Source organism: Paenibacillus sonchi (assembly GCF_016772475.1).
GTDB classification, from domain to species: Bacteria; Bacillota; Bacilli; order Paenibacillales; family Paenibacillaceae; genus Paenibacillus_AQ; species Paenibacillus_AQ sonchi.
The window spans coordinates 2,322,471-2,336,223 of sequence record NZ_CP068595.1 but is presented as its reverse complement, the minus strand read 5'-3'; the positions used below and the strand labels follow the sequence as shown (position 1 = coordinate 2,336,223).

General features: G+C 51.7%; 16 protein-coding genes. All 16 read right to left on the bottom strand.

What is annotated here, in order from left to right; genetic code table 11:
- Positions 1 to 62: 62 nt before the first annotated feature.
- Positions 63 to 644: a TerD family protein gene (locus tag JI735_RS10780; RefSeq protein ID WP_025709035.1), complete on the bottom strand. Its 582-nt coding sequence runs from the start codon at positions 642 to 644 to the stop codon at positions 63 to 65.
- A 51-nt stretch (positions 645 to 695) separates the two neighbouring features.
- Positions 696 to 1,271, bottom strand: coding sequence for a TerD family protein (locus tag JI735_RS10775; protein WP_039834899.1), 576 nt, complete (start codon positions 1,269 to 1,271; stop codon positions 696 to 698).
- 29 nt (positions 1,272 to 1,300) lie between these two features.
- A complete protein-coding gene (locus tag JI735_RS10770) occupies positions 1,301 to 1,897 on the bottom strand; it encodes a TerD family protein (protein ID WP_039834900.1) in 597 nt (198 codons plus the stop codon).
- Positions 1,898 to 2,019: 122 nt separating this feature from the next.
- Complete coding sequence (locus JI735_RS10765) at positions 2,020 to 2,466, bottom strand: tellurite resistance TerB family protein (RefSeq protein ID WP_039834901.1); 447 nt, start codon at positions 2,464 to 2,466, stop codon at positions 2,020 to 2,022.
- A 157-nt stretch (positions 2,467 to 2,623) separates the two neighbouring features.
- Entirely contained in the window at positions 2,624 to 3,346 is a 723-nt protein-coding gene (locus tag JI735_RS10760; protein ID WP_039834909.1) for an amino acid ABC transporter ATP-binding protein, read from the bottom strand.
- 15 nt (positions 3,347 to 3,361) lie between these two features.
- On the bottom strand, positions 3,362 to 4,009 hold the full coding sequence (locus tag JI735_RS10755; protein WP_039834902.1) for an amino acid ABC transporter permease: 648 nt from the start codon (positions 4,007 to 4,009) through the stop codon (positions 3,362 to 3,364).
- A 99-nt stretch (positions 4,010 to 4,108) separates the two neighbouring features.
- Positions 4,109 to 4,930 (bottom strand): transporter substrate-binding domain-containing protein, encoded by an 822-nt coding sequence (locus JI735_RS10750; protein WP_083886605.1) that lies wholly within the window; start codon positions 4,928 to 4,930, stop codon positions 4,109 to 4,111.
- Positions 4,931 to 5,780: 850 nt separating this feature from the next.
- Positions 5,781 to 6,656 (bottom strand): N-carbamoylputrescine amidase, encoded by an 876-nt coding sequence (aguB, locus tag JI735_RS10745; RefSeq protein WP_039834903.1) that lies wholly within the window; start codon positions 6,654 to 6,656, stop codon positions 5,781 to 5,783.
- Positions 6,657 to 6,674: 18 nt separating this feature from the next.
- Complete coding sequence (locus JI735_RS10740) at positions 6,675 to 7,712, bottom strand: agmatine deiminase family protein (protein WP_039834904.1); 1,038 nt, start codon at positions 7,710 to 7,712, stop codon at positions 6,675 to 6,677.
- A gap of 155 nt (positions 7,713 to 7,867) precedes the next feature.
- Positions 7,868 to 8,410, bottom strand: coding sequence for a phosphodiesterase (gene yfcE / locus JI735_RS10735; RefSeq protein ID WP_039834905.1), 543 nt, complete (start codon positions 8,408 to 8,410; stop codon positions 7,868 to 7,870).
- Positions 8,411 to 8,528: 118 nt separating this feature from the next.
- A complete protein-coding gene (locus JI735_RS10730) occupies positions 8,529 to 10,013 on the bottom strand; it encodes a glutamate synthase subunit beta (RefSeq protein ID WP_060862855.1) in 1,485 nt (494 codons plus the stop codon).
- Between the two features lie 258 nt (positions 10,014 to 10,271).
- Positions 10,272 to 10,436, bottom strand: coding sequence for a hypothetical protein (locus JI735_RS35545; protein ID WP_233181377.1), 165 nt, complete (start codon positions 10,434 to 10,436; stop codon positions 10,272 to 10,274).
- Between the two features lie 15 nt (positions 10,437 to 10,451).
- Positions 10,452 to 11,240 carry a permease prefix domain 1-containing protein gene (locus JI735_RS10725; protein ID WP_233181376.1) on the bottom strand — a complete coding sequence of 263 codons (789 nt, stop codon included), beginning with the start codon at positions 11,238 to 11,240 and terminating at the stop codon, positions 10,452 to 10,454.
- A 6-nt stretch (positions 11,241 to 11,246) separates the two neighbouring features.
- Positions 11,247 to 11,573 (bottom strand): PadR family transcriptional regulator, encoded by a 327-nt coding sequence (locus tag JI735_RS10720; protein WP_039834913.1) that lies wholly within the window; start codon positions 11,571 to 11,573, stop codon positions 11,247 to 11,249.
- Positions 11,574 to 11,775: 202 nt separating this feature from the next.
- Positions 11,776 to 13,140 carry a type I pullulanase gene (gene pulA, locus JI735_RS10715; protein WP_325175619.1) on the bottom strand — a complete coding sequence of 455 codons (1,365 nt, stop codon included), beginning with the start codon at positions 13,138 to 13,140 and terminating at the stop codon, positions 11,776 to 11,778.
- Between the two features lie 14 nt (positions 13,141 to 13,154).
- Positions 13,155 to 13,748: a hypothetical protein gene (locus tag JI735_RS37270; RefSeq protein ID WP_325175598.1), complete on the bottom strand. Its 594-nt coding sequence runs from the start codon at positions 13,746 to 13,748 to the stop codon at positions 13,155 to 13,157.
- Positions 13,749 to 13,753 lie beyond the last annotated feature (5 nt).

Genomic DNA, 13,753 nt, shown 5'->3' with positions numbered 1-13,753 from the left:
AGCATAAATTTTCTAATATTTATAAAAAGGGCAGGATCGCTAAGATCCCGCCTTTGAAGCTACTATTGCGCGTCAAGTCCGTAGTTCCTGCACAAGGCACTAAGGCCGCCGGCAAACCCGCTTCCCACCGCCTGAAACTTCCAATCTGCACCATGGCGGTAGAATTCACAGAATACAACGGCCGTTTCTGTTGAGAAATCCTCACCCAGGTCAAACCGCAGAATCTCACGGTCACTGGAAGCATCCACGACACGCACAAATGCATTGGAGACTTGTCCAAAGTTCTGGACTCTTGCCTCATAATCATAAATGGTTACTGTAATGCCGATACGCTGAATATTTGCGGGAACCTTGCTGAAATCCACAAGGATCTGCTCATCATCCCCATCGCCTTCCCCTGTACGGTTATCCCCCGTATGGGTTACAGATCCGGTGCCGCCGGAAGGATTATTGTAAAAGACAAAGTCATCCTCACCTTTGGCTTTGCCATCCTCATGGAGCAAAAATGCAGATGCATCCAAGTCAAAATCCTTGCCGCCGCTATATTTGTTCGTATCCCAGCCGAGTCCCACAACTACCTTCGTCAGACCCGGATTGGTCTTGGTAAGATCAATCCGCTGTCCTTTGGAAAGACTGATCGTCACTGGTAACAACCTTCTTTCGTGAATAGTTTCATTTATCGGAAGCCGCAGGCTTTATTGCAGCCCGTAATCACGGGTCAAGCCGGCAAGACCGTCCTTGTAGCCGCTGCCGATGGCATTGAATTTCCATTCTGCGCCGTTGCGGTACAGCTCGCCTACCACTACGCCAGTTTCAATGGAGAAGTCTTCACCCAGGTCAAACCGGATCAATTCTTCGCTGTTCGCATCATTTACAATACGCACATAAGAGCGGGAGACTTGTCCAAAGTTCTGGCTTCTCGCCTCAGCTTCATAGATGGTAATGGTAAATGCCACTTTATCAACGTCTGCCGGAATGTTCGACAGATCCACTTGAATTTGCTCATCGTCCCCGTCGCCTTCGCCTGTGCGGTTGTCACCGGTGTGTATAACGGAACCGTTCTCGTTCTGCTTGTTGTTGAAGAAAATGAAGTTGCTCTCTTTATCGACTTTACCGCTGGCATTGGTCAAAAAGACGGAAACGTCCAAGTCGAAATCTTTACCGCCGTCGTATTTATTGGTATCCCAGCCGAGACCGACTGTGATTTTGGACAGACCCGGATTTGTTTTGGTCAGATCGATTTTTTGCCCTTTGGATAAATTAATCGCCATGAATAGAAACCTCTTTTCTTATATTGGAATTAGATGTAGCGTTCAGCCAATTGGTTGATATGTGCTGCGTGTGCTCCCTCACCGATGGCGGCAAATTTCCATTCTTCGCCATGCCGGTAGAGCTCTCCGCAGATCAATGCAGTAAAACCTGTGTAATTGTCCGTCAGGTTGAACTTGACCAGTTCACTGTTGCCTGACGCGTTCACAATCCGGATGTACGCCGATTTAATCATTCCGAAGTCCTGCTTGCGGTTCACGGCATCATAGATATTGACTACGACCAGAACCTTGTGCACATCGGCAGGAATCGCCTTCAGATTTACCTTAATCTGCTCGTCGTCCCCGTCTCCTTCACCTGTCAGGTTATCCCCGGAATGGACAACAGAGCTGTTCGCATTCTGCTTGTTGTGGAAGCAGACCAGATTCAGCTTGTTGGTCAGCTTGCCATTTTCGTTCAAGAGCAATGCCGAGGCATCGCAGTCTACGTTCGCCTGCTTCTTGACACCGAAGAATCCGCGTGCCGGCTCAGCGGGGTCCCAGCCAAGCCCTACAATGACATTGGACAGTCCGGCATTTCCTTTCGTTAAATCAATCTTTTGACCTTTTACCAAATTAATACCAGCCAAATTTACGTACCTCCGTTTCGAAAAGAATCGCAGCTAAAAGTCTAACTTATGGGTGTTATACCAGTGATACGACACAGAAGCAATTACGTTTCATCCGTTTCCCAGTAAATTTCAATCCGGGGTTACAGGCTGAATTCGCTTGGGCTGAGTCCCAGCACGCTGCAAATATTCCGTACCACTGCTTTTTCCTGCTCGTCAAAATCGCCGTCAGCCGCACCGATAGCAGAACATACGCCTACAATAACACGTCCGATTTCCGGTTTGCTGCTGAACTTGGCGATGGCTTTCAGCGCTTCCTGTTTGCCGATCTCCGGAGAAAATTCGAAATTGCTGACATAGAAATTGAACTGGGCAATGACATCTCTCATGTCAAAAACCTTCAATTCGTTGCTGAGATTCATGTACCCGGCCATTTTGTTTTTTTCGGTTTCCTCAATTTTGCCGTCGGCTGCGGCAACCAGGGCGCAGCCCGCGACAACAGCGTTCATGAAATCTTTATTTTTGAACTTTTTCACCTGTTCAGTCAGTCCGTTTTTTGTTGTGTTCAACCAATTTTTAAATGTGCTCATCGTATTCTCCTTCTATCATTGTAAGTTATGATAAACAAAAGATATCCCCGAGCCTCCTCTCAGCCGTTTCGACAAATATTTACTTAATGTTCCATCTCGTAATCCTTCCCCCTCTAATATAACCGATTAATCGCCAAGATTCTACTTTGCCAGGATTTCACAACACCTTGGATAAAAAAGCCCGGGTACGCTCATGCGACGGATGGCCGAACAATTGCTCGGGATGACCCTCCTCGACAACTGTCCCCTGCTCCATAAACAGCACTCGGTCCCCCACTTCGCGGGCAAATCCCATCTCATGGGTAACTACTACCATAGTCATCCCTTCACGGGCCAGTTCCTTCATTACCGCAAGCACCTCACCGACCATTTCCGGATCAAGCGCAGAGGTAGGCTCATCAAACAGCATGATCTTCGGCTCCATCGCCAGCGCACGGGCAATGGCCACCCGCTGGGCTTGACCGCCGGAGAGCGAAGCCGGATACGCCTCGGCTTTTTCGCTTAAACCGACCTTATCCAGCAGCTCCAGCGCCTTCCGGCGCGCCTGCTCCGCCGGCCATTTGCGGACCCGGACCGGGGCGAGCATGATGTTCTCGATCACTTTTTTGTGGGGGAACAGATTGAACTGCTGAAAAACCATGCCAAGCTCTGTGCGGATATCGTTAATCCTGGTGCTTTTGGCCATTAGGGATGTGCCCTCAATCATGATGTCGCCCTCTTGCGGCTGCTCCAGAAGATTCAGGCAGCGCAGAAAGGTTGATTTGCCCGAACCCGAAGGTCCGATCACCACCACAACCTCCCTGGTGTGAATATCGACGTTAATATCGGTCAGCACCTTGTGTGCTCCAAATGATTTATGCAGATGCCGAACTGAGATCATAGGCTCCATGTGCGGTTACACCTTCCGTTCAATATAATTAAGCAGCTTGCTGAGCGAGTAAGTAAGAATGAAATAAATAAGTGCAGCGGTCAAATACGGTTCCCATATCCGCAAATACTGGCCTTTCATCGTGTTGCTCCAGTACATAATCTCCGGGGCGGCAATCAGCGCGAGCAGCGAGGAATCCTTTACCAGAACGATAAATTCATTGCCGAACGCAGGCACCATCCGTTTAACCGCCTGCGGCAGAATGATAAACCGCATCGCCTGAGCTCTGGTCATCCCCAGTGACACCGCTGCCTCCCGCTGCCCCGGGTCAATCGACTGGATACCCGCCCGGAAGATCTCGGCTGAATAGGCCGCTGAGTTCAGAGAGAGCGCAACAAACGAGGTCATCAGAACATTAGTGCTGCCGTAAAAGGCGGGGATCACCCCGAAGTGGACAATCAAAATCTGCACATACAAGGGAGTCCCGCGAAAAAAGTTGATGTAACAATGAAACGGCCAGCGGAAATACGCTTTTGGAGCCATTTTGCCAAAGCCGATACCCAGCCCCAGGATGGAGCCGAAGATAATCGAGACGATAGATACACCGATTGTAAAGGCCGTACCCCTGAGCAATACCGGCAGATAATGAGCTATGATGTCAAACCTGATATCCATAGAACTCTTCCCTTCTCTTCTGCTTGTTTCTGTCTCTCTATTTCATAAAAAGAAGCATGCGCAATAGCAATCATTACGCATGCTTAGTTGTTCCTGCGCTTACTCCGCGTTCAAAAGGGTCTGGGTATCCGGCTCTTCACCGAACCAGGCTTTGTAGATTTCGGTATATTTGCCGTTCTCGATAATTTTTTTGATCGCCGGGTCCAGCTTGGCCTTCCATTCACTGCCCTTCGGATACAGGATGCCGTAATATTCAGAACCGAAGTTCTCTTTGTCGATGATCCCCGTCAGCTTCTCATTCGGGTTGTTCTTGATGTATTCATTCACGATGGCGATATCCGCAACCACCGCATCCGCTCCCCCGCTGTTCAGCTCCATCAGGGCCACCGCATTGCTGTCAAAACGCTTCAGGTTGCCGTTGTCCACCCCCATAATTCCGCTCATCAAATCATCCGCCGTAGTCGCCGCCTGCACGGCAACCTTCTTGTCCTTCAGGTCAAGCGCATTCTTGATATCGCTGCCTTCCTTAACCATAATCATGTTGGTGGATTCAAAATAAGGAATGGAATAATCATAAGTCTCCTTACGTTCATCTGTAATGGACACCGAAGATAACCCGGCCTGGTATTCCGTGCCCTGCTTCACGCTGGACAGCATGGTATCCCAGCCTGTGTTCGTAACCGTGTAATCGATGCCCGCTTCTTCCATAACCGCCTTGATGAAATCAATGTCGAAGCCCTTAATCTTATCGGTATCCATATACTCCATCGGCGCATAACTCGCGTCGCTGGCGAACTTGATCGTCTCCCCGCCGGCACTGCCGCTCCCCGCCTTATTGCTGGAGCCGGAGCCGCAGCCTGCCATTGCAAACACCAAAAACGCCACAAAAGCTGACATCACCCATTTCTTTTTCATCCCCATTTCCAATCCCCCTACTGATTTGTAAGATAACTTAAGGAGATTTTATCAGATTAAAGCAGTGATGACAATTAACTTTTCGTGTATATGTTATGTTATATAACATGTTATTGCTGGATTGTAACAATTAATGTTTCGTCTAAGTACCGCAAAAAAGAACAAAACGGCCGCGCCGCCCCCACGGGACAGTGCAGCCGTTTCAGATTCTAGGATTAGGTTGCCTGATGACCCTGTAATCTGCTCACGCCAGGCGAAGCGCTCTTTTCCCCATTCGCCCGGCCTCCCTACTTGAACCGTAACCAAATCATGTGGAAAAAGTGAACTTAAGTTCCCCCTTCCCGCTTCGCAGGAAGTGCTAGTTGGAAAAAGGTTAACTCGTTTGCCCCAGCACCCTGTTCTCCGCACATTAAGTGGAAAAAGGTACACTAATTCAGCTCATTTCGCCCTTGGCGGGGTAATATAGCCTAAATAAGTTTCTTTTTTCCACTTAAATCTCGAGATTGTTGATTTCCGGGAATAATAAGTTCCCTTTTCCAACTAGAGCTTGCTCACCGGCTCTTCTCAAGCTCTAGTTGGAATTAGGATATCTAGACCGACTGATCCCTCAACTTTATAGTTTCCAAGATAAGGCCAAACCGACCCTTCGACGCTCTAACAACGGTATTTCTGCCGTTGTTCGTTACAAATTCGTCCAAAGGTGTTTATCCCCAACTTTATGCATAATTTACCCGCTAGCGGAAGTAATCATAGTTTCCTATATAACTAAAAAGGCACCGCCGGAAGAGGGGCATCCTCCTGGCGGTGCCTTTGCGGTTCCCAAATGGGTTCTAATGGTCTTGCTGCTTGCTTATTCTTAAAACGTTAAATCTCCGTCATACGATGCGATCATCCGGTACAGCTCCGGCCGCCGGTCGCGGAAGATTCCCCACTCAATCCGGCCAACCTCCAATGCGTCAAGATCGAATTCGCTGACCAGTACAGTCTGCTCATCCCGTCCGGCTTCAACGATCTTGTTGCCCTGCGGGCCAGCGATAAATGAGGAGCCGTAAAAGTTAATGCTGGACTCCTCATCCGTTTCTTCTCCGATCCGGTTCGAGGCTACAACAGGAATCAGATTCGCTGCCGCATGGCCCAGCATGCAGGTCTGCCAGTGGTCTTTGGAATCAATCGAGCCGTCCTGCGGCTCCGAGCCAATGGCCGTAGGGTAGAACAAAATTTCCGCACCCATCAGGCTCATTACCCGCGCTGCCTCCGGATACCATTGATCCCAGCAGACGCCTACGCCGATTTTGGCATACCGGGTGTTCCACACCTTAAATCCGGTATCCCCGGGATTGAAGTAGAACTTCTCTTCATAGCCAGGGCCATCCGGGATATGGCTTTTGCGGTACTTGCCCAGCACCGTGCCATCCGCATCAATCACGGCTAAGGAGTTGTAACGGGCATAGTTTTTCTTTTCATAAAAACTGATCGGCAGCACCACTTGCAGCTCCTTAGCGATGGCTTGGAAGTGGTTCACCGCTTTGTTGTGCTCAAGCTCGGTGGCATAAGCATAATAATCGGATTTCTCCTTCTGGCAGAAATATGGGGTTTCAAACAGCTCCTGCAGCAGAATAATCTGCGCACCTTGGGCTGCAGCTTCTCTAACCAGTGTTTCCGCCTTGCGGATATTTTCATCAATGTCGCCCGAACAGCTCATTTGCGTCGCGGCTACTTTTACGTTTCTCACGGTTCTGTCCTCCTTGCATTAAATAGATGATCTCCCGGCAGGCATCTGCTGGGTGGTGCAGTGTACATTGCCGCCTTCACCAATTACGGCCATTCCGTTCACTGTACGGATTCTGCGGTCCGGGAACAGTGCAGCAAGCTTCTCTTCGGCAAGCGCATCCGTCTCGGCGGCAGCGCCTCCGAACACCGGCAGGATAATCCCGCCGTTCACAAAATAAAAGTTCAAATAGCTGAGCGTCAGACGGCTGCCGTCATAGTCGGTACGAGGCGGCTGCTGGATGGTGACAATCTCCAGCTTCCGGCCTTTGGCATCCACGGCATTCTCCAGAATATGCAGATTCTCCTGCGTAATCTCATAATTCTCGTCCTGCGGATCATCGCAGACCTGGATGATTACCTTCCCGGGCGCAGCGAAGCAGGCAATATTGTCAACATGACCGTCCGTTTCATCCCCGCTTAGGCCGCGCTTCAACCAGATGATGGCCTCTGTGCCTGTATATTTACGCACGTATTCTTCAATTTCTTCCCGGTCCAGCTCCGGGTTGCGGTTTTTGTTCAGCAGACATTCCTCGGTCGTAATGAGCGTTCCATCACCGTCCGTATGGATTGAGCCGCCTTCCATGACCAGCGGAGCATCGTAACGGGTAACCTGGACCTGCTCCAGAATCTGCGGAGCCACCTCATCATCAAGATCCCAAGGCGAATATTTGCCGCCCCAGGCATTGAATTTCCAGTTCACGCCTGCAAGGGCGCCATCCGCACCCTTCACAAAAGTCGGGCCGTTGTCACGCAGCCAGGCATCATTATGCCGGATCGGCAGCAATGTAACGTTGTCTCCCAGAGCCAGCTTCTCTATCTGCTCCAGCTCTTCGGGATTAACTATCACGGTTACCGGCTCGAACTCGGCAATGGCCCGGATAATCTCGGCATAGCCGGCGCTCACCGCTGCATAATTATCCGGAAATACCATGGAAGCCTGGACTGGCCAGGAAATAAATGTGCGTTCATGTTCGCCCCATTCCGGCGGCATTGTATAGTTTAAATCTTTGGGATACATTCTTATAATTACCTCTGCTATTCATATTTGGAGCGGGGAAAGCCGTCCCCGGAAAAGCTCCTTACCCATCATACAATAATATGGAGGTGCGCTCAATTGCCGGACAATCAAAATCCCCCTGGGAAAATCAAGGGGGATTAGGGCCAGGCTATACTTTACAGCCGAATCTGCTTCACTATCTTTCCTGCAAAATCCTTGATGATGAATTCTCCATTCTCCAGGATCGCGTAAGAGTTGGGATTGTTCTCTTTTGGCAGCGAGATCGAGCCGGGATTCAGCACCGTGATGCCTTCTTTGACATCAGCTACCGGGAGATGGGTGTGCCCTTGGATGAAAACATCACCCGGCGCAAGCGGGGGCAGATTGTCGATGCTGAAGCCATGCCCGTGGGTGGCATAGATCTTCCGGCCTTCATGAAGGATCAGCACATAGTCGCCCATCATCGGGAACTGCAGCAGCATCTGATCGACCTCGGCGTCACAGTTGCCGCGCACGGCCACCAGCGATTTGCCATAGGCATTCAGCTTGGCGGCGACTCCCTGGGGATCATAACCATCCGGCAGCGGATTCCTTGGCCCGTGGTACAGGAAGTCGCCGAGCACAACAAGCGTATGCGGCTGCTCCTCCTCCGCCTTTGCCAAAGCCTGCTCCAGCCAATGCAGCGATCCGTGGATATCCGAAATGAACATCAGTTTCATGATCCATTCTCCTTTTATGTGAACTATGTATCTATTTATCTTAACCTGCAAGGGACCGGAAACGCAAAGCGGACGCCCCGTGAGGCGTCCTGAACTACAGGTTCTTATCCAGCATGACTTAAGGCAAATTCGAGGAACCCGTGAGGAACCGGTCCACTTCCCGTGCAGCCTGCCGCCCTTCGTTAATCGCCCATACCACAAGGCTCTGGCCGCGCCGGATATCCCCTGCGGCAAACACACCTTCTACATTAGTAGCCTGTGTTCCGAACTCCGCTTTGGCGTTGGAGCGCTCGTCACGCTCCACTCCAAGCTGGCCGAGCACTGTCTCTTCCGGTCCGGTGAATCCCAGGGCGAGCAATACAAGCTGCGCTTTGATGACTTCTTCACTGCCCGGAACCTCAACCGGCACCATCCGGCCCTGCTCATTCCGGCTCCATTCAATACGCACAGTATGCAGCTCCTGCACATGTCCGCCATCGTCTCCAACAAAACGTTTCGTGTTCACCAGATACCGGCGCGGATCTTCATGATACAGCGAAGCCGCCTCCTGCTGGCCGTAGTCAACCTTCAGCACTTTCGGCCATTCCGGCCAAGGGTTGCCCGCCTGGCGGGTAAGCGGAGACTGCGGCATAATCTCCAGCTGGATCACACTGCGGCAGCCGTGGCGGATGGAAGTCGCCACACAGTCCGTGCCTGTATCCCCGCCGCCAATGACGACCACATCTTTGCCGGCCGCCGAGATATATTCGCCGTCTGCGAGACCCGAGTCGAGCAGGCTCTTCGTATTCAGCGTCAGGAACTCCATCGCCTGATGAATGCCCCGCAGCCCGCGCCCTTCCAGCGCCAGATCACGCGCCTGCGTGGAGCCGCCGCAGAGCACCACTGCATCATGCTCCTCCTTCAGCTGCGATGCGGGAATATCTCTGCCGATTTCGGTACGGGTAACAAAGGTAATGCCTTCTGCCGCCAGCAGATCCACGCGGCGCTGTACAGTCTTTTTGTCGAGCTTCATGTTCGGGATTCCGTAAGTCAGCAGGCCGCCGATGCGGTCCGCACGTTCATATACGGTTACACTGTGTCCCGCCTTGTTCAGCTGTGCGGCACAAGCAAGGCCTGCCGGGCCGGAGCCGACGATGGCGACCTTTTTGCCCGTACGGGTGAGCGGCGGCTGGGGAACAATCCAGCCTTCCTCAAAACCTCTGTCCACTATGGCTTTTTCAATCGATTTGATGGTGACCGGCTTGCCGTTCATTCCCACGGTACATGCGCCTTCGCAAGGCGCAGGACAGACACGTCCGGTAAACTCCGGAAAGTTATTCGTCTTGTGCAGCCGTTTCAGGGCTACCTCCCAGTTGCCGCGGTATACCATATCATTCCATTCCGGAATAAGATTATGCAGCGGACAGCCGGAAGCCATCCCCGAGAGCAGACGCCCTACATGGCAGAACGGCGTACCGCAATCCATGCAGCGTGCGCCCTGCTCCCGTAGCTTCTCCTCATCCATCGGCTGCGCAAATTCATTCCAGTTCTTAATCCGTTCCAAAGGCTCGCACTCCGCAGGAGTCTGCCGCTGATATTCGAGAAATCCTGTTGCTTTACCCATACCTGTCATCCTCCGAGTCTCTCTGATTGGCCGCCGTATATTTAAAGGCGGCATTCTTGCCCCATCCGGCTCCAAAAAGACAGTACTCTCTGTCACCGATTGATCATTTGTCACTGTAAAGCAGCAAAGCAAAAAGCTGTGAGAAGGCGGATTGCCGCCTGAAATGCCTTCATATTATCATCTATCCTCTACAGCCTAAATGAGTAATGTCACATTTTTTAAATAAAATTCCGGGAATGGGCAAAGCTATTCAATACTCTATTTTTCCTTGGCTGCATGACGTATAGAGTGGATCACACTCAGCAGAATCGCGGTTACTGGGAACACGATCCAATAAACACTCCAGATCCCGAAAACAAAACCGCTGATCAGGAAAATGAAAATGGACAGCGGCCGGATAATGGCTCCAGCGCTGCCCATCATGACCCGGTTCTCCTCTTACTTTTCCCGGGTGTATTCCCCCTCTTTAAGCAGAAAGCTGAAGCTCTCCTTGATGTTTCCATAGTATATGAACAGAAAAACAGCCACGGCAATCATTGCGAGTAAAAGGACCGCGCCATAACCGGAAGAATCGTTATTGATGAGAGACTCCGCAATGACCGGAACGGGACTTAATACACACAGGCATACGCCCATCACCAGGGACAAATTATACGTAGAGGCATATGCACTGCTCCGCTGCTGAATCTCGGACCGCAAATGTTGCGGCAGGTTAAAGCCTTTGTTCAAATACTTATATTTCTCCAGCATCATGCCGCTGAATATGAATAGTCCAACCGCCAGAGCCACCAGTATAAGCAAAGCAACCACACCTAGGATTCCTGCAGCGTCTTCCGAAAGGATTCCTTGTAGAAAACCGGTCTCAGCCAGGACAACGAGCAGAATCAGCAGCGCAGGCCCTATGAGGCACAGCATCCCACCAATCCCTATCATGAACCCCGCTTTTTTCTTGGCAACCATGTAGCCCCAGGTATCCTCGGGTGCAAGCGCGGAAAGATTGTTTTCCTCGTCTTCAACCGTAATTTCAAGCTCTTCCATCAGTTCATCAATGTTGCCAAACTCGGAGATCACGATGCCAATGGCTTCATTTTCGGTTTTGCCTTCTTCCTTGAGCTCATGATACTTCTCCTCCATGCTCGCCAGCAGGTCCTGCTTAATCCCCTCCATCTGCACGGTCTTGGGGAGCGCGGCAAACATATTGTTTAAATAACTGTTGATAGTGTCCATTCCTGATCACAGCTCCTTAATAAATTTGTTTACAACTTCCTGGGTAATCAGCCACTCCGCACATTTCTCATGGTAATAGGCCAGCCCCTCCGGAGTGATGCGGTAGTAGGTGCGCCGCTTCCCGAGTGTCCCGTCCTTATAAAAAGAGCTGATGTACCCGTTCTTCTCCAGCCGGGTAAACGCTGAATAAAGGGTGGTTTCCTTCATAATATATTTCTCATCCGACAGCTTCCTGATATTCTTGGCGATCTCGTAACCATAGGATTCTCCGTCCAATAGCATGTATAAAATAAATGTATCGTTGTATCCGCGGATCACATCGCTGCTGATCAATGACCTTCCTCCCTACTTCATCTGTCGTACTACATCTGTCGTAGTAATTGCATTGTAGCATAATTACTACGACAGGTGTAGTATTAATTTTGGAAAAATGAGCCTGTTTTTTACAGTAAAAAAGACTGTCCCGTGGGCAGATGACTCTACCCATAAGACAGTCCTTATATTCTTCGCTCACGTGATTCCGGCCTTAGTTAGGCTAAGCCCGAACAGCCAGTACAACCATTCCTATCCCCTTAACAGTCAGCCGCCCGTCTGTATGGAACTCCGCCAGCTCTTCGCCCAGCAGCGGCTCCCAGCCTCCCAGCGGCGGCAGCGCAAGCGTTGACCCCTCCAGATTGGTATTGTAGACGACGTACAGATGCTGCGCCTCATCGCCGCCGGCATGCTCCCGAAGGGTATAGGCTATGACACCCGCAGGCGCCTTCTCAAAAAACAGCTTCGCGCGGATTTCTTCCGCACTGCGCAGTCGAAAAGCAGGATGTGCCCGGCGCAGCGCGATGAGCTTTTTCATGTAAGTAACATCGTCCGCATACGCTGCACAGCGCTCCCAGTCCAGCCAATTGATGTCGACCGGTGACCTGAAGCTGTTCTCCACCCCATCTTTGGTGCGCAGAAATTCCTGTCCGGCATGAAGGAACGGAATTCCCTGGCTCGTCAGGACCATCGCGGAGGCCAGACGGTGCATCGCCCGGTGCTGTCCGTTGCTGGCTCCTGGGGAGGACAGGACGATTTTATCCCACAGGGTATGGTTGTCGTGGCACTCCATATAGTTCACGCATTGCTGGGGTTCATCGGCAAATTGGCCGGTTGTCTGTCCGTACACCACTCCCCCGGTAATTCCTGTCTTTACCGCCTGCTCCAGTCCCGATCTGCCGCCGATAAAGCCGGGGTCATCCGGCAGGAAAATGTTGCCCTTCACCGCATCCCGGTAACCATCGTTGAATTGTCCGATCCCCGGCAGCGCATCTGCATTGCTCTGATTAGCCAGCCGTTCCATGGCAAGCTCAGTCTCCATAATCCAACCCTCGCCGATAGTCATGATCGAAGGGTCGATTTCGTCCAGCCGTCTGCGGATTTCCGCCATTGTATCAATATCAATCAGGCCCATCAGATCAAAACGGAAGCCATCCAAGTGATATTCCCTGGCCCAGTAGAGCACCGAATCCACAATAAAACGGGACATCATTATACGCTCCGAAGCCGTATCGTTGCCGCAGCCCGAGCCGTTGGAAAGACTGCCATCCCGCTTATAGCGCAGATAGTAGCCGGGAACCAGCTTGGTGAAATTCACACGGTACCCGTCATAGACATGGTTGTAGACCACATCCATGATCACGCGCAGACCCCGGTCATGCAGCGCCTGGATCATGGTTTTGAGCTCGGTAATGCGCAGGCCCGGCAGGTAGGGGTCTGTTGCATAAGAGCCCTCCGGCGCGTTGAAATTCTTCGGATCATACCCCCAGTTAAAATGGGGCTGATCCAGCTTGGTCTCGTCCACGCTCTCTGTGGAGTAGTCGTAGATAGGCAGCAGCTGAATATGCGTCACCCCAAGATCGGCGATATGATCCAGTCCGGTCAGTATCCCCCCGGCCCCCGTGTTCCGCTTTCGGCTAGACCCAGATATTGCCCTTTGTGGGCAATCCCGCTGGCCGGATGAATGGACAAATCCCGCAGGTGAAGCTCATAAATAACCGCGTCTACAGGATGAGCCAGCGGCGGGGCAGCCGACGGCAGCTTATCCTCAGCCCACCGCTCCGGGTCCGTCTTGCGCAGGTCAATAATCGCCGCTCTATCCCCATTTACACCGACAGCCCGGGCATAAGGGTCCGCCGCTTCATTCCACTGCTCCCCGATACGCACGCGGTAGGTGTACAGCTTGCCTTCCAGATCACCGGAAACCGTCAGTCTCCAGGTCCCCCGCACCTCGCGGACCATAGGCAGGCGGCGGCCGGCAGTCTGCTGCCAGGAGTCATACAGCACAACCTCCGCCTCCTGGGCGGTAGGCGCCCACAGACAAAATGCTGAGCAGGCCGGTGTATAAGCGAGGCCAAGGTCATCTCCGTCATAGCTGAACAGCATGTCAAAATCCTGGTCGAATACAGAAACCCCGCTGGTAGCTGCAGGATCTCCAAAGTAGATAGGTTCTTCCATTTCCCTTTGTACTGACATCCAAT

Coding starts and splice junctions, on each gene's coding strand:
- JI735_RS10775 (WP_039834899.1), bottom strand. CDS start 1,271: ATGGCGATTAATTTATCCAAAGGGCAAAAAATCGATCTGACCAAAACA.
- JI735_RS10765 (WP_039834901.1), bottom strand. CDS start 2,466: ATGAGCACATTTAAAAATTGGTTGAACACAACAAAAAACGGACTGACT.
- JI735_RS10760 (WP_039834909.1), bottom strand. CDS start 3,346: ATGATCTCAGTTCGGCATCTGCATAAATCATTTGGAGCACACAAGGTG.
- JI735_RS10755 (WP_039834902.1), bottom strand. CDS start 4,009: ATGGATATCAGGTTTGACATCATAGCTCATTATCTGCCGGTATTGCTC.
- JI735_RS10750 (WP_083886605.1), bottom strand. CDS start 4,930: ATGGGGATGAAAAAGAAATGGGTGATGTCAGCTTTTGTGGCGTTTTTG.
- JI735_RS10740 (WP_039834904.1), bottom strand. CDS start 7,712: ATGTATCCCAAAGATTTAAACTATACAATGCCGCCGGAATGGGGCGAA.
- yfcE (WP_039834905.1), bottom strand. CDS start 8,410: ATGAAACTGATGTTCATTTCGGATATCCACGGATCGCTGCATTGGCTG.
- JI735_RS10730 (WP_060862855.1), bottom strand. CDS start 10,013: ATGGGTAAAGCAACAGGATTTCTCGAATATCAGCGGCAGACTCCTGCG.
- JI735_RS35545 (WP_233181377.1), bottom strand. CDS start 10,436: ATGATGGGCAGCGCTGGAGCCATTATCCGGCCGCTGTCCATTTTCATT.
- JI735_RS10725 (WP_233181376.1), bottom strand. CDS start 11,240: ATGGACACTATCAACAGTTATTTAAACAATATGTTTGCCGCGCTCCCC.
- JI735_RS37270 (WP_325175598.1), bottom strand. CDS start 13,748: ATGTCAGTACAAAGGGAAATGGAAGAACCTATCTACTTTGGAGATCCT.